The organism is Methylotenera mobilis JLW8 (genome assembly GCF_000023705.1).
Lineage (GTDB): Bacteria > Pseudomonadota > Gammaproteobacteria > Burkholderiales > Methylophilaceae > Methylotenera > Methylotenera mobilis.
The window spans coordinates 1,142,984-1,160,970 of the sequence record NC_012968.1; the positions used below are offsets into that span (position 1 = coordinate 1,142,984).

Here is a 17,987-nt window from a genome sequence, read left to right on the forward strand (position 1 = left end):
CAAAAGCAATAATATAGGATATGGATTATATGCCAAAATCGGCGTCAGGATTGGCGTTAAAAATTGCAACAAGGCAATAATTGCAAGTTCCAAAGCATTTTTAGGCTTAATGTTGCCAATAGCAAAGCAAAGATTTTTTTAAGCATGGCAACTGGTAATTTTTGTGTCAGATTTGCACCAATTGGCGCGGTAAAAAAACTGGTGATAGAAATGACTAATACGGCAGGTAAGTTAATAAAGCCGTAAGTGTATGGAATCGATGCCGCATGTGACCAGCCGCTTAACAAATAGCCAAGGCTGCCGGCAATCGATAACGGGAAACCAATCGCCGCGGATGTGCCGATGGCTTTTTTGATGTCAATCTTGCGCCAGGTGAGGTAGGGTACGGTAATGGAGCCGCCACCGATAGATACAATCGCGGAGATAGAGCCTATGCCGATGGAGGCGAGCATGAGTTCAAGCCGATTTATTGCATGGTGCGTGGCTGTGCTTGTCGCTTGGCCTGATTTGGAATTAGAAAACATTTGAATCGCCACATAACCCATAAAGCAGGCAAAGAAGATGGCTAATGCCTTTGAGCTGATTTTAGAGGCAATAAATGTGGCTGAAAAAGTGCCCAATACCACCCCTATTACCATTAGTTTAACCAATGGCCACACCACGGCACCATTAGCATGATGAGCACGTAAGCTGGATAGAGAAGTGACCATAATACATGCCATAGAAGTGCCTAGGGCTAAATGCACGACTTGGTCGGCTGGAACGTTTTGGCTTAAAAATATAGCGGTCAGCATAGGCACCATCACGCCACCACCGCCAATGCCCAATAGGCCAGCAGCTAAACCAACAAAGGCACCTAATGCCAAGAAAGTTAAAATCAGATCAAAATTCATGTGTTATGCAGTATGTTTTAAAATGGAAGGTCTTGTTATTGATTGGCTAGTAGTTTTGTGACTTCAGTGCTCGGAAGTGGCTTGCTAAAATAATAGCCTTGGATTTCATCGCAGCTATTTGCGATTAAGAAGTTAAGTTGTTCCAGTGTTTCTACGCCTTCTGCAATGGTTTTAAAGCTCAGGCTTTTTGCCATGCTGATAATTGCGGTGATAATCGCGGCATCTTGAGGGTGACTTCCGATACCACGTACAAAAGATTGATCAATCTTCAGCTTATCAATTTTGAATTTTTTTAAGTAGCTGAGTGATGAGTAGCCTGTGCCAAAATCGTCGATAGAAAGTCTAACGCCAAGTGAGTTGAGTTGGTTTAGGACATTTAGTGTGCGCTCCGAATCTTCCATAGCGATCCCTTCAGTCAATTCTAGCTCTAGCATGCTTGGGTCAACTTTGGTATCTCTTAGAATTTGACACACGCTACCATAGAGCGTGTCTTGATGAAATTGGACAACAGATAAGTTGACAGCAACGGGTACAGCACCTAAGCCTGCCTCTTGCCAAGAGGCAAGCTGCTTCACGGCCGTACGCAGCACCCAATCGCCAATTTCGGCAATTAAACCACTTTCTTCAGCAATTGGAATAAAAACGGCAGGGGAGACCAATCCTTTTTCTGGATGTTGCCAGCGTATAAGTGCCTCTAACCCAATAATCTTAGATGTTTTACTATCGTACTGCGGTTGGTAATACAGTAAAAACTCTTCATGCTCAATTGCACTGCGTAGTTCGCTTTCGAGTAGCAGAATATCGTGTGCTTGCTCATGCATTTGGCGTGCAAAGAACTGAAAGTTATTACGGCCTTCATATTTGGCACGATATAGTGCGGCATCTGCTGACTGCGCTAATTGCTCAAAACTTTCGCCATCCTGCGGATATGCAGAAATACCAATACTGGCTGTCAGTACGATTTTTTGACCATGAAAATTAAAAGGTTGTGCAACGATATCCAATAGCTTTTTAGCGACATGGGCTGCACCTTCTGCATCTGTATTGGGCAGTAATAAAATAAACTCATCACCACCTTGGCGGCATACGGTATCTTCTGGGCGCATATAAGCGACAAAACGCTCAGCAAGCTCTTTGACTACTTGGTCACCAATAGATGGTCCTAGTGATTCGTTGATAAATTTGAAACGGTCAAGATCAACAAACATTAGCGTTACTGCTGTTTTTAAGCGTTTTGCGGTGGCTAGAGCAAGTTTCGTTCTATCGTTTAATAAATTCTTGTTAGGCAAGTTAGTGAGTGGGTCAAAATTGCTTAAGAACTGTATACGTTCCTCAGCTACTTTTCGCTCTGAAATGTCGCTGATAATCCCAATATGCTGTGAAATTTTACCGTCTGCATCTTTAATTGTGCTGATAGAAAGCCACTGAGTGTATATCTCGCCGTTTTTACGCTGGTTAATTACCTCTCCTTGCCAATAGCCCATGACGCCAATGCTATCCCACATTGCACTGTAGAAAGACTCTTCTAGTTTTTCTGATGCAAGCATGTGTGGATTCTTGCCGACAACCTCTTTGGCTTCATAGCCAGTGATTGTAGTGAAGGCATTATTCACTGAAATAATTTTGTTATTTTTGTCTGTAATAACAATACCGTCACGACTGGATTCAAACACCTTAGCGTTGAGGCGCAGCTTCTCTTCAGCAGATAGGCGGTCAGTAATATCTAGCCACGCGCCTACGATTTCTAATGGTTTACCATTGTTATCACGCGTTAAAGTTAGTTGGTCTTCAATCCATATGTAGCCACCATTTGCATGCATGAATCGATATTGATGATTCAGTGACCCTGTTTCAAACAAGATTTTCTTAGAATCTAAAGCAGCAGCTAAATCTTCAGTATGTATATGGTCAAGCCAGAAGTTATCCTTAAGCCATTCATCTTTAGCATACCCTGTAATCTGATAGATATTTTCACTGATAAAGTCAGAGTGAAATATACCTTCTGCGTTTGGTTTAAGTGTATAAATCACGGCAGGGCTAAGGTTCACAATTTGATTGATGCGTTTGTTTGCGTAATCTAGCTCTGACATGAGCTTTTGCTTTTTTTGTTCTCTGTCAAAGTTATCGAGTGCAAAACTAATGTCACTTGCCATTTCTTGCAGTAGGGCGATGGCTTCACTGTCAAAAGCGTTAGTGCTTTCATGATAAACATTAAGTACGGCAAATGGTTTTTGATCGCGCTGAATTGGAAAACAAGCAGATGATCTCCATCCGAAGTACTTAGCTTTATCAAGCCAAAGCGTGGTATTTGGACTTGTTAAAAAATCGTTGATAATCATCATTCGGTTATTTCTTAATGCTGTACTAGTAGGGCCTTGACCTTCAGGAATGTCGGCATTGGCTGAAATAACTAAGCCATCAATATACTCAATACCATCACCATGGACTGCCACAGGGAAAATCTGTTGCGATTCTTCATCTAGTTGACCAACCCATGCCATTTTCATGCCACCAAAGTTAACAGAGCTGCGGCAAACGACTGGGAATAATTCATGATCATCACCCATGCGTACAATAGCTTGGTTGACTTCACTTAGGGCTTGGTACAACTGGGTAAGGTGCAATATGCGATTTTCAGCCAGTTTGCGCTCTGTTAGGTCTCGAATGATTGTGAAATAGTAATTTTTATCCAGTTTTCTGCAGTTCACCTCAGCGATAAACCGAGACCCATCTTTACGGCGGTATTGCCATTCATCTTTAGTAGGAATGTCTGATATCAAGTTGGTGTTGAATTCTGGGTGCTTGGTCACGTTATTGATTAGGACATCTGGCAAGCGCATGCCGAGTAATTCGCCTTGTTGATAACCTAACATATTGGTCGCCGCTAGATTAGCAGCAATAAATTGATGTTGATGATCGAGGACCAAAACGCCATCACTCGCTTGATCAAACAGTTTTTGGTAACGGCTTTCTGCAAGCTGTCTGCTGCTCAATAAAAACCATGCTAAAAATGCCGACAAAATCGTGAGTGTGGAGCCTAGTAAGGCAACGAGCATGGGTTTACCGTAAGGTAAAATTCGCGTCTCAAAAGCTGGTGTGGTTTGGAAAAAAAGTGTCCACTTAGTGCCGCCAACCTCTATCACTCTTGATATTATTTGAGTCAAAGCTCTCTCGTGATTGTGTTTAGACTCTTGTGGTTGATGTGAAGATTTGTATAAAAACGATTGTTCATTGGCTTCACTACCCTGATAAATGCTGATATTGATGTCTGGGTCAATTTCACCTTTAAACCCACTCATTAAGTCATTCATGCGGAAGGGAACATCTACCCAGCCAATGATGGCCTTACGTCTGGCTTCTACGTTGTTTAAGACACTGTTTTTCTTATAAATTGGCAAGTACATGACAAATGACTGCTGATTTTTTTGACCTGCATCCTGACCAAGCGTCATGCGTTTTGAAATACGCGGGTTGTTTGAGTCCCTAGCTTGCTCCAGCGCATTTAATGCGGTAGGTAAAGTTAATACATCTAACCCTAGCACTTTGGCATTGAGAGCGTCCAGAGGCTCAATTAAGGTGATAGGCGCGTAACGCTGCCGTTCTCCTGCAGGTTTAATTTGATAATTAGCCAGCCCACGCGTTTGGATATGGGTAATGTGTGCTTCTTTATTGGTATTATCGACAAGCTCAACCAGGGCAATGCCCCGCACGCCGAACCTATCACCTAAATTAAGGGATTTTATATAAGTATGGAATTCATTTGGCTTAACTGTATCTGAGCCGTCAATAAACCCTTTAACACCGCGCATAATGACCAAAATTGCATTAAAGCGCGCTTGAAGATTGCTAACGGTGACATCTGCGGAGTCTTCTAAGGCTGAAGTGAGCTTTTGTAAGTTCTCAACTCTAGCGTTGGACCAAAGTTGATAGGTGATCACAGAACCAACTAATAATATAGTGCCGGTAAGTAGCCACAAAATCGTTTTTTGCAGAGCTTGGCTAGTTGGTTTAGTGTTAATTTGCATTTAAATGATTAACTACCAATTAATTATTCTAGGCCAAGTTTACATGAAACACATGATTGGTGTAATGCATTTTTTATTTAGTCTTTAACTAATATTTGTCATTACCTATGTTATGTCTTATATAAGTATCTTTTGGTGTATATTGTGATGGCAGGTTTATCCTAGGGTAATTTGAAATTGACCCAAGTCAAGGATATGTGAGTTTCAATACTGTACATTCTTAACGTCATTTACATTAATGGGGGAGGACGCAATGGCAACAAGATTTACTAAATCCATGGCGCGTAATATTTTCATGGGAGGGTCGCTGTTTTTTTTCCTGCTGTTTCTTGCGCTAACTTTTGATACCAATCAAAAGCTGCCAAAACGTGATAACAGCCAAAATCTAACAGCTTCGGTGATTCATGGTAAGAAGTTGTGGGAGACCAATAACTGCATCGGTTGCCATACTTTGCTAGGCGAGGGCGCTTATTTTGCGCCGGAGCTGGGTAATGTGTACAAACGCCGCGGTCCTGATTTTATCAAGGCATGGATTAAAGGTCAGCCTACCGGTGTTCCTGGTAGAAGACAAATGCCGCAGTTTAATTTCACGGATAAAGAGTTGGATGATTTGGTGGACTTTCTGAAATACAGCTCAGAAATTGACACCAATAATTGGCCGCCAAATATCGAAGGTTAACCGTCACCATTACCAGGAGTTATTATGCAATATCAATCTCAGGCAGTGGCGAAGCCTTATTTTATCGCCGCAATCGCCTTGTTTCTTGGCCAGATTATATTTGGCCTGATTATGGGCATGCAGTACGTCGTGGGAGATTTCCTATTTCCTGCAATTCCGTTTAACGTCGCACGTATGGTGCACACCAACTTGCTTATCGTATGGCTGCTGTTCGGCTTCATGGGGGCAACTTATTATTTAATACCCGAAGAGTCAGAAACGGAGCTGTTCAGCCCTAAGCTGGCACTCATCACATTTTGGGTGTTCTTAGCGGCGGGTGCTGCCACGGTGCTGGGCTACCTTTTGGTGCCTTATGCGACATTGGCGAAACTTACCGGTAATGATTTACTGGCCACCATGGGGCGCGAGTTCCTAGAGCAACCATTACCGACCAAGGTAGGTATCGTCATTGTAGTGTTGTCGTTCCTGTTTAATGTTGTGATGACGATGCTGAAAGGTCGTAAAACTGCCATTAGTCTAGTGCTGGTGTTGGGTTTGGTTGGCTTGGCCGTGTTCTTCCTGTTCTCGTTCTACAACCCGCACAACTTGGTAAAAGATAAATATTACTGGTGGTGGGTAGTGCATTTATGGGTAGAGGGCGTGTGGGAGCTTATCCTAGGTGCAATTCTGGCTTTCGTGTTGATTAAAGTAACCGGGGTTGACCGTGAAGTAGTGGAGAAGTGGTTATATGTCATTATCACCATGACCCTGATTACCGGCATTATCGGTACTGGTCACCATTATTACTGGATAGGCGCACCTGCCTACTGGCAAGTGTGGGGTAGTGTTTTCTCCGCATTAGAACCAATACCGTTCTTCATGCTGACTATCTTTGCGTTCAATATGGTGAATAAACGTCGCCGTGAGCACCCTAACCAAGCTGCAACATTATGGGCACTTGGTACTGGCGTGATGTCGTTCTTGGGGGCTGGCGTATGGGGCTTTATGCATACTTTGGCGCCAGTGAACTATTACACACACGGTACACAGCTCACGGCAGCGCATGGCCACATGGCGTTCTACGGTGCTTATGCCATGGTGGTGCTGACCATTATTTCGTACGCAATGCCTATACTGCGTGGTCGTGCCGCCAATGGCAACAAAGCACAAGTAGTGGAAATGTGGTCGTTCTGGCTGATGACAGTGGCAATGGTGTTTATCACCTTGTTCCTGACTGCGGCTGGTGTGCTGCAAACATGGTTACAACGTATCGCTACTGTACCGATGAGCTTTATGGCAACACAGGATTCAGTCGCAATTTTCTACTGGATGCGTGAAGTAGCGGGTGTGGTGTTCCTGATTGGCTTGATTGCCTACATCACTAGCTTTTTCATCAAAGGTGAAACTAAAGCGAGTTAATCTTTTACCCTGATTTTTATTAGGGTAAGGCAAAGAAGGAGGCTTGCCTCCTTCTTTTCGTTAAACTGGTGACTCAGTCGTTTGGGAGTGTGGCATGAATACAAATACAGCTGTGCCAGATGCAGTAGAGCCAGATGTGATTGAGCTAAATGAAGCAGAAAGCCAGCTAGCGGCAGATTTGCCCGGCGACTTCGCTATCTGGATATTTATACTTGCAGAAATGCTGGTGTTTGGCGTGCTGTTTATTGTTTATGCCTTTGCGCGTGCGCATCAGTTGGAGGTGTTTAATGCATCTCAGCTTACATTAAGTCGTGGCCTCGGCACCCTGAATACCGTTATTCTGATTAGCAGCAGTTATTTTGTGGTGCGTTCGGTTGCTGCAATTAAAGTGAATAATGCTAAACAGTCTGCGCGCTGGCTAATCGGCGCTATGGTATTGGGTGCTATGTTTGTGGTGGTGAAATTATGGGAGTTCTCTCAGAAGTTTTCTGCAGGCATTACGCTGGAAACCAATGATTTTTATATGTACTACCTGACGCTGACATCGTTTCACTTGATGCATGTGCTGATGGGCATGATTATTTTGGCCTGTGTCGTATATAAATTAAACAAAGGTGCCTATAGCGCGGCTGAGCATTTTGGCGTAGAGAGTGGCGCCTCGTTTTGGCATATGGTTGATTTGTTATGGATAGTACTTTTCCCGCTGGTTTATATCATTCACTAATCATGGGTAGGTCATGATGAATCAATCTAACAACCATTTTTCTATATGCATCTGGCTAGCGCTGGTTGCACTTACGATAGTGACTTACTTTATTGGCGAGGAAGTGACTGCAGGTAAGGCAATCATGCTGAGTGTGCTGGTCATTGCCTTAATCAAAGGCCAGTTGATCGCGAATTACTTTATGGGGTTGCGTCAGGTAAGTTGGCTTTGGCGCGGCATTATTCTTGGGTATTTTGTGGTGGTAGGCGTGATGGTTGCTATCGCTTATTTAATGTAAGACGGCGCTAATTAAATAGCGTTTGTGAATACAAACTTGTGACTGAAAGACTTTATGGAAACACAAACAAGCAATACTCCATTTTATGAACCTAGCGGTGATGAGTGTGAGCTGTTTGAGCGCGCATGGAAAAATCGCCTGCCGCTCTTAATCAAAGGCCCCACTGGTTGTGGTAAAACACGCTTTGTTTCACATATGGCGGCGCGCCTTGGTTTGCCACTGCATACGGTGGCCTGTCATGATGATTTGACCGCGGCAGATTTGGTAGGGCGGCACTTGATAGGCGATGGTGAAACTATCTGGAATGATGGGCCGTTAACTCGCGCGGTGCGTGAAGGCGGTATTTGTTATTTGGATGAGGTGGTGGAGGCGCGTAAAGATACCACGGTTGTGCTGCACCCGCTGGCGGATGACAGACGTATGCTGCCGATAGACCGTACTGGCGAGCTATTGCAGGCGCCGCCATCGTTTATGCTGGTGGTTTCGTATAATCCGGGCTATCAAAATTTTCTAAAAGGCATGAAGCCTTCGACACGGCAGCGTTTTGTATCGCTAACGTTTGATTTCCCAACAGCGGCGCAAGAGGAGGCTGTACTGGTTGGAGAAACCGGTATTGATAGCATGACCGCAAAACGGCTGGTCTCTATTGCGGGTGCATTCAGAGCACTGCGTGATCATGATCTGGAAGAAGTAGCCAGCACCCGCCTCCTGGTGTATGCGGCAACCTTGATTAAAGATGGTTATGACCCGGTACGTGCTTGCCGTGCCGCATTGGTGGAAACTTTAACCGATGATACCGAAACTGCAGTTGCCTTGAGCGAGGTGGTGAGCGCCACCTTTGGCCGTTAATGGAAGAGTATGTAGGAGAGCTGTGGGATCGCCTGATTACCGGCGCAGCAGAAAAGCGTCATGCTGCAGCTGCCGTTAAGCTGGATGATATTGCCAAATCAGCTGCTATATTTTTTAGGGCGTTAGGCGGAGACTCAGGGCTTGGCATTTCAGCCGCACCGGCTATACGTCACGGTGCGCGCCGGCGCTTGCTACAGCGTATGGCTGGCAGTGGTGAAAAAATCGAGTTGTCATGGCGCGATGGTGAGGTGCTACGCTTACCATCGCAGATAGATTTGTTTGCCGAATATGCACTAAATCGTGACCTTTACTTCTGGCTGGTAGCTCTGGCCGCAGTAGATAGCGATAGTAATCAACCATGGATTGTTAGAAACCAGCACGCTACTCAAAGTACCTTGCAACGGTTTCCCGGCTTACAGGGGCGCTACACTCGGCTGGTCGAGGCTTTGCTTGCTATGCGTACTCCACCGCATAAGCTACCGGCAGATGAAGCCGCGCAGGAACATGCAATCAGGCAAGCATTGCAATACCCAGGTACGATTACTGAGATTACGCTGGCAAAGCGTCCGTTTCAGCCAGTACCATTGTGGCCTCATCCTAATCCCCCTGTTAGTGTGACTTCATCTGTTGCTGGTACCGGCTCTCCTGAGCAAGCTGGCCAGACCACGCAGAAAAAAAATCGGCGTAAACATCTGGCACAACGTACTGACGCAGTGGAAGATAAAAACGGCTTTCTGATGATGTTTCGCGCTGAGAGCTTGTTTTCATGGTCTGAGTTTGTGAAAGTGAGTCGCCCGCAGGATGAGGAGGACGATGCTGAAACTGCACAACTGGCGGCTGAAGACATGGATAACCTCACCATTGCCCGTGATGGTAAGACTAGCGCTGCCAATGTCAGATTTGATTTGGATTTGCCAGCTAGTGCTGCGGATGATACGCCGCTGGGTGAGGGCGTATTATTGCCGGAGTGGAATTGGAAAAAACAGGTGTTGCAGCCTGACTACTGTAGCTTACAGCAGCTAATCGCCACAGATGCTAAACCTTGCGAGCTACCGCATAACTTAAAAAACACAGCTAATCGTTTAAGACGTCAGTTTCAGGCGCTAACGCCAACTAGGCACTGGCTTAGAGGTCAGCAAGATGGCGAGGAGCTAGACCTGGACGCCTGGGTGCAGCTTACCTCTGAAAGAAACAGTACCATGCCAACTTCTGAACATGGGCTTTACCGCGCGCAGGTGAATCAGGAGCGTGATCTTGCTTGCCTATTGCTGGCTGACTTGTCACTTTCTACCGATGCTTATGTTTCTAATCACGCCCGTGTCGTTGATGTAATTCGAGATAGTTTATTGTTATTTTCAGAGGCGCTTACCGCCACTGGTGATAGCTTTGCACTTTATGGTTTTTCTTCTCTCAAACGTAGCCATGTGCGCTTTCATTACATTAAAGGCTTTGATGAAAAATACAGTAATCAAGTGCGCGGCCGCATTACTGCCATTAAACCCGGCTATTACACGCGCATGGGTGCGGCCATCAGGCAGGCTTCCAGTTTATTGGCACAGCAGAAAAAGCGGCAGCGTTTGCTGCTAATACTGACTGATGGCAAGCCCAATGATTTAGACCAGTATGAAGGGCGCTACGGTATTGAGGATACGCGTGTGGCCCTGATTGAGGCGAGAAAGCTAGGGTTACGGCCGTTCTGCGTCACGATTGATACAGAAGCTAGTGATTACCTGCCGCATTTGTTTGGTGCTGGCGGTTATGTGGTGATTCGCAATCCTGAAGACCTGCCTAAAGAGCTACCGCTGCTGTACGCACAAATGACACGTTAAGTGCCTAAGTCGTAACTGCGCAGTTTTTTCACATCAATAATCATCACATCCTTACCATTTACCTCGATTAAACCTAGCTGCTGTAGTTTTGCCATGGTGCGCGATAAGGTTTCTGGGGTCAGGTTGAGCAGGGAGGCAATGGTGGATTTACTTGCCGGTAGGGTGATGTTGCTGGCATCGGTAGCATCAGCACTAATCTGTAATAAATAGCCGATAAAGCGTTGGGTACACGATTGCAACGATAGCATTTCAATATCCTGCACTAGTTGGTGCATCCGCACCGAGAGCCCCGCCAGCATTTTGCGTGCAAACATGGTGTCGTTGTCCAGCATAGAAAAAATCAGACTTTTAGGCACCAATAATACTTGAGAGTCTAGCGTGGCTTGCGCGTATACCGGAAACTGGCGCTCCAGAAATAAAATAGCCTCGCCAAAGCTATCACCCGGAGAGACGATGCTGATGATTTTTTCACTACCTTGCGGTGAGGTAACCCCCAGCTTTAATTGGCCCTTCAATAAAATGTAAAGACCAACGGCAGCCTCTCCCCGGTTAAAAACGGAGGTGCCCTTAGGGTAATCAATCAGCTGAGAGTGCTCTGCAATGCTGGTGATTTGTTCAGCACTGAGTTCCTTGAACATAAAGAATGCTGACAAAGCTTGGGAAATGAACAGCTTACTCATCTACGCGCCTTTTTAACTGTTAATCTAATTAACTGGTAATGTTGTTAACTAGTGGGCTTGGATTATGCAGCTATTTTGTAGATGCGCCTACTTTTTTATTGCGCAGTGCCGCTGTAGCTAATACCAGTATAAACAGGGTTATGGCTACCACATGCATTAGGCCGCCAGCTTTGCGCAGTGCAGGTAGATATAGAAAGTCACCGACTACCCTTGCCAGTAATGAAGTATGCAGTAGTGCCAATGGCAGATAGAAGCTGGCATGGTAAGGAATTTTTATTTTGGTGATGGCCGGAAAGATAAGCGGAGCATGGCCGAATATCATAGAAAATACAAAACCGATAAAAATACTGTGGCTGAAGGCATCATAGCTAGAGCCAGCAGTTAACACCGGCCAACTTAAGCCAATAATGCCAGCAGTTAATAACCAGACATAGCCGCTGCATAGGGCGATCGCAATATAGCGCGTGAGCCCCTGTTGGCGGATAGCGTGGCGCACGATGTCATGACGCATCAGCCATAAGGTCATTACGACCAATGCCACGGAAAGTAGTTGAAAGTTAGGCCATGCGCTGAACGAGGCGCGCGTTGCCCCTTCAAAGAACAATAAAAGAGCTAATATAAAAAGTAATTTGCTGCCCTGGCTAGGGCGCATAAATCTAGATAACTCCAGGCGCTCGCCGACGATGGTAATGATTAAGAAGCCTATCCACCAAGGCATGATACGGGCAAGACTAAAGCCTGCCAACCATAGCAAGCAGCCTATACACCAGCACAAGGCGGCGAGGAGTAATGTAAAAGTGAAGAGCTCGCGTTGCTTAACAAGTATTTTCAGAGAGACTAGGCTCAGTAGTGCACTGGCGATAAAAATCAGTACTACTGCCATGGAAGACTCCGCATTTGCAGTCATGAGAACTACGCCGACGGCAGAGGATAATGGCGCCAGATAGGCCCAGCGCTCGCCGATGGCTACTGCGCGCTCTAGGCAGATTACAGTACCCAAAAAGCCGCATACCATCAGTGGCGCGTGCAGCGCTAAATGTGTAGTAGAGGATACAGGCAAGCTCCAGCCTAAGCGGATCAAGCCGACATACATGCCACATATCAGGCTGATGAAGCCTACGATCAACATTGGGATGCGATAGTGCACGGCGAGATTGGTTTGCATAAAAAGATGTTAGTAGTTGGCTGGCTATTGCGCTGGTGAAGTGTACCTTGAGTTTGTACCTATAGTGAAGTTGTACTATGAGTCAGTGTAGTACTATAGCGCTGTATAGTAATCTGTTTAGTCCCAGCCCAGTCGTTGTTTTGCCTGTGCGCTCATCAACTCTGGTTCCCACGCGGGTTCCCAAACCAAATCCAGTTCCAACACCATGTTGTCTGCCAGTGTTTGGTTCACTGCATCATGTATGTTTTCAATCACCATTTCTGACATCGGGCATGCCTGAGAAGTCATAGTAAAAGTCACCTTGGCAATGTTGTCCTGGATTTGAATGCCATAAATTAAGCCAAGGTCGATCAGGTTCTCGCCGATTTCTGGGTCTATTACCAATTGCAGTGCAGAGTAGATGCGCTGTTCATCTATGTTTAGTTGACTAAAGTTAAGTTGGTTAGCGTTTAGAGTCATCCGTATTCACTTCAATAATACTTTGAGTGCATCTGATGCACCATTCATATTTTTACTCATAGCATCGGCCTGATATTTGACCACACCGTCCTTATCTAGAATAAAAATAGTCGCATCATGTTCATAATCACCAGACTCTACTTTTTTGTATTTAACGCCTAGCGTGACTGCCAGCTTGCGTATAGAGCCAGCACTGCCTTGCGCTAAAGTCCAAGACGGAGTGTTGATGCCATGCAGCTTGGCAAACTCTGCCAATTTTGCTGGGGTGTCGCGCTCCGGGTCCAGCGAGAATAGGGCAAAGTTAGCATTTGTGGCCTGTGCGGCGCTCAATGAACGCTCTATGCGTTTGATATTTTGCACGGTAAGAGGGCAAACATACTGGCATGAGGTGTAGACCATGGCTACCACGGTTGGCTTGCCTCCCAATGCGCTCAGCTGAAAAGTAGTGCCATTTGCCGCAGTCCAATCGTCTGTGATATTGAAGACAGAGTCAGTGCTGGCCGCTGAGACTGCCGTTTGCTGCGAGTGATGGTGATGCTCATGGTTATCGGCAAATGCTGGAGAGGTGCTAGCCAGTATGAATGACAACAGGAGTGTATGTTTTAGCGTTTTTTTCATTTTTCATCCTTTGCATCTTTTGCACAGCGGAATCCTAAGTTTTTACCTGTAAAATTACCTTTCAGGCTTTCACGGTAAGAGTACCGCATAAATGCAGCATAATCATCAAGGTTGCTAGCGTTCAGGCTGCCGCTTCCGCAAAACAGGGTCTTGTCGCCAGAGTTTCTAGTGTCAGGTGGCGCCATATAGCTGTTAAAATCTGCAGTCCACTCCCAAATTAGGCCTGCCATATCAAACACTGCAAACCCATTGGCTGGCTGGCTTTTAACGGCTAATGGCGCTCTGTTAGGAACTGAGTACCAACCAATAATCTGTTTCTGCAGGTTTTCTTTATCCCGATCATTGTCGTTGAGGGTGTATTCCCACTCATCGGTCGATGGCATGCGTTTATTCTGTGCCTCGCAATACGCCGTGGCTGCAAACCATGACACATTAACTACTGGGGCATCTAAGTTGAGTGTATCTGGGTTTGCTGTATCAGTCGCACCTTGTATGCTTTTCCAGTGCTCTAGATAGTGTGAGTCAGAAAATATCTTTTTGACATTTGCCGGATGCCAGTCCGGATGTTGGCCTACAAAGGCCTGAAACTCGCGATTGGTAACAGGGGCGGCATCCATCCAGAATGCATCAACTTTTACTTTGCTTGCCGTACTGCTATTTGCCGAATCTTTCTTCAGAAAGAAAGGAGTGAAACTTCCTTGCGGAATCATTACCATTTCTTCCGCAGATACCGCCGCCCCGTAAATAAGGGCGGCAGGTAGTGCTATCAGGGTTGCGAGTTTTAATCTGTTACTCGACATGTTTTACAGGTGCTACACGATGCTGTTTCACCTCTTCTGGTGTGACCTCATCGCCGCTATTACCCCAGCTGCTGTAAATGTAAGTCAGTACATTGGCAACCTCCTCATCGCTGAGGGTCCATGCCGGCATCACGCCATTGTACTCATTACCGTTAACAACCAGTTTTCCCTGTAAGCCACCAGTAACTGCCTTGATGGTAGGTGCTTTGCCGTTAAGCAAGTAATCTGATTTTGCTAGGGGAGGGAATGCTTGTGGTACACCCACACCGGTAGTTTGGTGGCAAGCCGCACAGTTGTTATTGTAGATAGCTTCACCCAGTTTTACGCGGTCTGCTTTGGTTTTGGCAGTAGGTGCCTGTGCTTGAGATCTTTCTGCATTTCTCATGCTAGTACCTTCAGGCAAGTAAACCTCATCAGTCATTTTTCCTGAGTAGATGGTTTTATCTTCATCACCAGATACTTTTAGCATGCCTAACGCGCCTTTATTAAAGGCTCGGGTTAATGAGTGGTCTACCATGATGTAGGTGCCAGGCACGTTCACTTTAAACTCCATATAGGCGGCACCGCCTGCTGGAATCATTGTCGTTTGTATGTTTTTGGCAGGGGCGGCAGTGTTGCCCTCATGGTTAACTTTATCGAATATCTCACCAATCACGTGAAAAGATGAGGTTAGGTTAGGGCCACCAACACCAACAAATAGCCGCACAGTGTCGCCTTTTTTCGCTTTCAGCGCATTGTCGCCAGTCAATGCGCCAGCCGCACCGTTAAACACCACATATTCAGGTTTTTCATCAATTGCTTTAGCCATGCTGAATGCTTGCAAGCCTTGTTCACCGTTTTTGCCCTGAGTGTAAAAGTCCCCTTGCATGACGTAAAACTCGTGGTCAACTTTAGACATGCCGGCTTTAGGCTCCACAAGAATCAGCCCATACATGCCGTTAGCTACGTGCATGGCTACAGGTGCGGTTGCGCAGTGATATACATATAGCCCAGGGTTAAGCGCCTTGAATGAAAATACCGAGCTATGACCAGGAGCAGTAAGAGAGGCCGCTGCGCCGCCACCCGGGCCGGTAACTGCATGCAGGTCGATGTTGTGCGGCATTTTGTTATCAGGGTGATTGTTCAGGTGAAACTCAACATCATCACCCTCACGAATGCGGATAAACTTACCAGGCACTTTTCCGCCAAAAGTCCAGAAAGTATAGCTGACGCCGTCTGCAAGGCGGCCTTCCAGTTCTTTCACTTCAAGGTTAACGATAACTTTAGTGGCATGTTTTCTGGTAATGCGCGGAGGCACGGCGGGTGCATCGGTCAGCACTGCAGTTTCTTGACCAATCACTTTGTCGCTGTTGGATTTGGTAACCGTTGCTGCTACAGCTATGTTGGCCATACAAAGTGCAGCTCCCAGTACTAAAAGCGGTATCTTTTTCATGATTTTCTCGTTCCCCCAGTATTTACTGCATTGAATTAAAAAACACATGGACAGAGTGAATCTGGACTGCATGTTATGCCATGTTAGTTAATTTACTTTGAAAATAAATTGATGCATATCAATTAGTAAAAAGTTATTATTTTCAGCAGATAGCAATATTAATCATCATTGAACTACAATTAACTGTCAATCTAGTTATGTTATATCCCGCTTTTAAAACATGCTTAGTTCTCTAACGTATTATTTTTTAATTGACTATATGTTGCATATTAAATGCAACATATATAAAATGAATCTCTCATATGCAAATTACCAAATTCACTGATCTTAGTTTAAGAGTGTTGATGTACCTCACGCAAGAGGTGGGCGACTCTATGGTCACGATTAATGAGATTGCACAGCAGTTTGATGTGCCGAGGAATCATCTGATTAAAGTGGTGGCTAGGTTAAATAAGTTAAAGTGGGTTTCCGCTACGCGTGGACGTAGTGGTGGTTTAAGACTTGGTATTCAGCCATCTGAGCTAAAGCTGGGAAATGTTTTAAGAGAGCTCGAGAATAAAACCTCATTAATCAATTGCAGTGAGCCGCCTTGTGTTTTGAGCGGCCAGTGTAATTTGAAAGAGATTTTGGACCACGGCTTACAGAGCTTTTATGAGGAAATGAATAAATACACGTTGCAAAGCATCGTGGATCAAAAAACACAGCAAGCGGTGATTAAATTGCATCAACGCTTTGTCGCCTAATATCTTGCGCAATCAAACCTAGGCAGCTAAGTTTTGTTAACGGGTCGCAAGTAGCCAGGTACCATTGGCTAAACGTAATTAGCTGGTTTTAATTACAGCTCGGATTTAACCAACACTCGAACGAGTGTTTTTTTAGATTTTAAATGTAGCATTTTAAATGCAACTTAATAAGGAGATAGTTATGTTATCAGCAGCAGCAAAACCCTATATAGACGCCAGCGTTCCTGTGCTCAGGCAGCATGGTCTTGCAATTACCACATTGTTTTATAAGAATATGTTTGCATCACACCCTGAGCTGAAAAATCTCTTTAACATGGGTAACCAAGCCAATGGCTCTCAACAGCAATCATTAGCCGCTGCCGTATTTGCTTATGCCGCTAATATTGAAAACAGCGCAGCCTTGGCGCCAGTGATTGAACGTATTGTACATAAGCACGTATCTGTGGGTATTAAGGCTGAGCATTATCCAATCGTAGGCAGTAATTTGATTGGCGCGATCAAAGGGGTGCTAGGTGATGCGGCAACGCCTGAGCTATTAGCAGCATGGGAAGAGGCTTATGGACTGCTAGCCGATGCACTAATCGATGCAGAAGCGAAGTTGTATCAACAGAATAATCAGCAGCCAGATGAGTGGCTTAAAGTAAAAGTGGTCGATAAACAGCATCAATCCGATGATGTGGTGACTTTCACCCTGCAGGCAGAAAGCGGCTTAGCATTGCCTAAATTTAAACCTGGTCAATACATTAGTGTGGCTGTGCATATTGAAGAGCTTAATTTAAGGCAAATCAGACAATATAGTTTGTCTGATGCGAATCAGGATAACACCTATAAAATTACAGTTAAGCGTGAAAAAGGCGATGAATACAAGCCACGCGGTAATGTATCAAACTGGCTGCATCAGCATGTGCGGGTGGGTAGTGTGGTTGATATCAGCTATCCATGTGGCAACTTTACCCCAGATGTCTTGGCGCAGCAGCCGATAGGATTAATTTCCGCCGGCGTTGGTATTACTCCGATGATTTCAATGGTTAAAGAAATTTCTATTAACAACCCAACCCGAAAGGTATTATTTGCCCACGCTGCCAGAAGCCGCGCTAGCATCGCGCATTTAGACGAAATCCAACAAGCTAAAGATGAATTAAATCAGCTTAAAACGGTTTTCTTTTTAAATGAATCAAAAAAACAGCATGCAGACGAGCAAGAAGGGCGTATGGACTTGTCAGCGCATATTTCGGCAGACTTTAAAGATGGCATTTATTACATCTGCGGACCGCAATCCTTTATGGACGATCAGCGAGATGCGTTACTTGAGCTTGGCGTTGACCCTAGCATGATACATAGAGAGGTGTTTGGGCCAGAAAGCCTGAACCATATCATTTAATGGTGCGTTGATGCATTGATTCGGTGAGCTTGAAG

At 45.3% G+C, this 17,987-nt stretch carries 16 protein-coding genes; 8 read left to right on the forward strand and 8 right to left on the reverse strand.

The genetic code is table 11. The annotated features are described in order from the left end of the window. Positions 1-56: 56 nt before the first annotated feature. Both MMOL_RS05320 and MMOL_RS05325 read right to left on the reverse strand, forming a co-directional pair. Entirely contained in the window at positions 57-893 is an 837-nt protein-coding gene (locus MMOL_RS05320; protein WP_015831992.1) for a sulfite exporter TauE/SafE family protein, read from the reverse strand. A 35-nt stretch (positions 894-928) separates the two neighbouring features. Continuing rightward, positions 929-4,918 (reverse strand): EAL domain-containing protein, encoded by a 3,990-nt coding sequence (locus MMOL_RS05325; protein WP_015831993.1) that lies wholly within the window; start codon positions 4,916-4,918, stop codon positions 929-931. 253 nt (positions 4,919-5,171) lie between these two features. On the opposite strand from MMOL_RS05325, the gene MMOL_RS05330 reads away from it, so the two are divergent. The 6 genes from MMOL_RS05330 (at position 5,172) to MMOL_RS05355 (ending at position 10,674) form a co-directional block, all read left to right on the forward strand. Beyond that, on the forward strand, positions 5,172-5,597 hold the full coding sequence (locus tag MMOL_RS05330; protein WP_015831994.1) for a c-type cytochrome: 426 nt from the start codon (positions 5,172-5,174) through the stop codon (positions 5,595-5,597). A gap of 24 nt (positions 5,598-5,621) precedes the next feature. Next, a complete protein-coding gene (locus tag MMOL_RS05335) occupies positions 5,622-6,995 on the forward strand; it encodes a cbb3-type cytochrome c oxidase subunit I (protein ID WP_015831995.1) in 1,374 nt (457 codons plus the stop codon). Positions 6,996-7,089: 94 nt separating this feature from the next. Beyond that, positions 7,090-7,719, forward strand: a complete 630-nt coding sequence (locus MMOL_RS05340; RefSeq protein WP_015831996.1) for a cytochrome c oxidase subunit 3 family protein — start codon at positions 7,090-7,092, stop codon at positions 7,717-7,719. Between the two features lie 13 nt (positions 7,720-7,732). Next, positions 7,733-7,996 (forward strand): cytochrome C oxidase subunit IV family protein, encoded by a 264-nt coding sequence (locus MMOL_RS05345; RefSeq protein ID WP_238524398.1) that lies wholly within the window; start codon positions 7,733-7,735, stop codon positions 7,994-7,996. Between the two features lie 54 nt (positions 7,997-8,050). Next, positions 8,051-8,845 (forward strand): CbbQ/NirQ/NorQ/GpvN family protein, encoded by a 795-nt coding sequence (locus MMOL_RS05350; protein WP_015831998.1) that lies wholly within the window; start codon positions 8,051-8,053, stop codon positions 8,843-8,845. Next, positions 8,845-10,674 carry a nitric oxide reductase activation protein NorD gene (locus MMOL_RS05355; RefSeq protein WP_015831999.1) on the forward strand — a complete coding sequence of 610 codons (1,830 nt, stop codon included), beginning with the start codon at positions 8,845-8,847 and terminating at the stop codon, positions 10,672-10,674. The genes MMOL_RS05350 and MMOL_RS05355 overlap by 1 nt, the downstream gene beginning before the upstream one ends. On the opposite strand, the gene MMOL_RS05360 is transcribed toward MMOL_RS05355, so the two are convergent. The 6 genes from MMOL_RS05360 to nirK form a co-directional block, all read right to left on the reverse strand. Next, positions 10,671-11,354 (reverse strand): Crp/Fnr family transcriptional regulator, encoded by a 684-nt coding sequence (locus MMOL_RS05360; protein ID WP_015832000.1) that lies wholly within the window; start codon positions 11,352-11,354, stop codon positions 10,671-10,673. The two genes, MMOL_RS05355 and MMOL_RS05360, sit on opposite strands and share 4 nt — an antisense overlap. Positions 11,355-11,424: 70 nt before the next feature. Further along, entirely contained in the window at positions 11,425-12,519 is a 1,095-nt protein-coding gene (locus MMOL_RS05365) for a hypothetical protein (protein ID WP_015832001.1), read from the reverse strand. Between the two features lie 117 nt (positions 12,520-12,636). Next, complete coding sequence (locus tag MMOL_RS05370) at positions 12,637-12,978, reverse strand: metal-sulfur cluster assembly factor (protein ID WP_015832002.1); 342 nt, start codon at positions 12,976-12,978, stop codon at positions 12,637-12,639. Between the two features lie 6 nt (positions 12,979-12,984). Then, positions 12,985-13,596, reverse strand: coding sequence for an SCO family protein (locus MMOL_RS05375; protein ID WP_015832003.1), 612 nt, complete (start codon positions 13,594-13,596; stop codon positions 12,985-12,987). After that, complete coding sequence (locus tag MMOL_RS05380) at positions 13,593-14,396, reverse strand: formylglycine-generating enzyme family protein (protein WP_015832004.1); 804 nt, start codon at positions 14,394-14,396, stop codon at positions 13,593-13,595. Before MMOL_RS05380 ends, MMOL_RS05375 begins: the two co-directional genes overlap by 4 nt. Then, positions 14,386-15,828, reverse strand: a complete 1,443-nt coding sequence (nirK, locus tag MMOL_RS05385) for a copper-containing nitrite reductase (RefSeq protein WP_015832005.1) — start codon at positions 15,826-15,828, stop codon at positions 14,386-14,388. Before nirK ends, MMOL_RS05380 begins: the two co-directional genes overlap by 11 nt. Before the next feature lie 302 nt (positions 15,829-16,130). On the opposite strand from nirK, the gene MMOL_RS05390 reads away from it, so the two are divergent. Together MMOL_RS05390 and hmpA are read left to right on the forward strand one after the other, a co-directional pair. After that, entirely contained in the window at positions 16,131-16,571 is a 441-nt protein-coding gene (locus tag MMOL_RS05390) for an Rrf2 family transcriptional regulator (protein WP_015832006.1), read from the forward strand. A 181-nt stretch (positions 16,572-16,752) separates the two neighbouring features. Then, entirely contained in the window at positions 16,753-17,952 is a 1,200-nt protein-coding gene (gene hmpA, locus MMOL_RS05395; protein ID WP_015832007.1) for an NO-inducible flavohemoprotein, read from the forward strand. The last annotated feature ends 35 nt before the right edge of the window (positions 17,953-17,987 follow it).

Excerpts from the sequence above, each read along its gene's own strand:
- MMOL_RS05325 (WP_015831993.1), bottom strand. The coding sequence starts at position 4,918 with ATGCAAATTAACACTAAACCAACTAGCCAAGCTCTGCAAAAAACGATT.
- MMOL_RS05390 (WP_015832006.1), top strand. The coding sequence starts at position 16,131 with ATGCAAATTACCAAATTCACTGATCTTAGTTTAAGAGTGTTGATGTAC.
- MMOL_RS05330 (WP_015831994.1), top strand. The coding sequence starts at position 5,172 with ATGGCAACAAGATTTACTAAATCCATGGCGCGTAATATTTTCATGGGA.
- MMOL_RS05365 (WP_015832001.1), bottom strand. The coding sequence starts at position 12,519 with ATGCAAACCAATCTCGCCGTGCACTATCGCATCCCAATGTTGATCGTA.
- MMOL_RS05370 (WP_015832002.1), bottom strand. The coding sequence starts at position 12,978 with ATGACTCTAAACGCTAACCAACTTAACTTTAGTCAACTAAACATAGAT.
- MMOL_RS05375 (WP_015832003.1), bottom strand. The coding sequence starts at position 13,596 with ATGAAAAAAACGCTAAAACATACACTCCTGTTGTCATTCATACTGGCT.
- MMOL_RS05350 (WP_015831998.1), top strand. The coding sequence starts at position 8,051 with ATGGAAACACAAACAAGCAATACTCCATTTTATGAACCTAGCGGTGAT.
- MMOL_RS05320 (WP_015831992.1), bottom strand. The coding sequence starts at position 893 with ATGAATTTTGATCTGATTTTAACTTTCTTGGCATTAGGTGCCTTTGTT.
- MMOL_RS05355 (WP_015831999.1), top strand. The coding sequence starts at position 8,845 with ATGGAAGAGTATGTAGGAGAGCTGTGGGATCGCCTGATTACCGGCGCA.
- MMOL_RS05380 (WP_015832004.1), bottom strand. The coding sequence starts at position 14,396 with ATGTCGAGTAACAGATTAAAACTCGCAACCCTGATAGCACTACCTGCC.
- hmpA (WP_015832007.1), top strand. The coding sequence starts at position 16,753 with ATGTTATCAGCAGCAGCAAAACCCTATATAGACGCCAGCGTTCCTGTG.
- MMOL_RS05340 (WP_015831996.1), top strand. The coding sequence starts at position 7,090 with ATGAATACAAATACAGCTGTGCCAGATGCAGTAGAGCCAGATGTGATT.
- nirK (WP_015832005.1), bottom strand. The coding sequence starts at position 15,828 with ATGAAAAAGATACCGCTTTTAGTACTGGGAGCTGCACTTTGTATGGCC.
- MMOL_RS05360 (WP_015832000.1), bottom strand. The coding sequence starts at position 11,354 with ATGAGTAAGCTGTTCATTTCCCAAGCTTTGTCAGCATTCTTTATGTTC.
- MMOL_RS05345 (WP_238524398.1), top strand. The coding sequence starts at position 7,733 with ATGATGAATCAATCTAACAACCATTTTTCTATATGCATCTGGCTAGCG.
- MMOL_RS05335 (WP_015831995.1), top strand. The coding sequence starts at position 5,622 with ATGCAATATCAATCTCAGGCAGTGGCGAAGCCTTATTTTATCGCCGCA.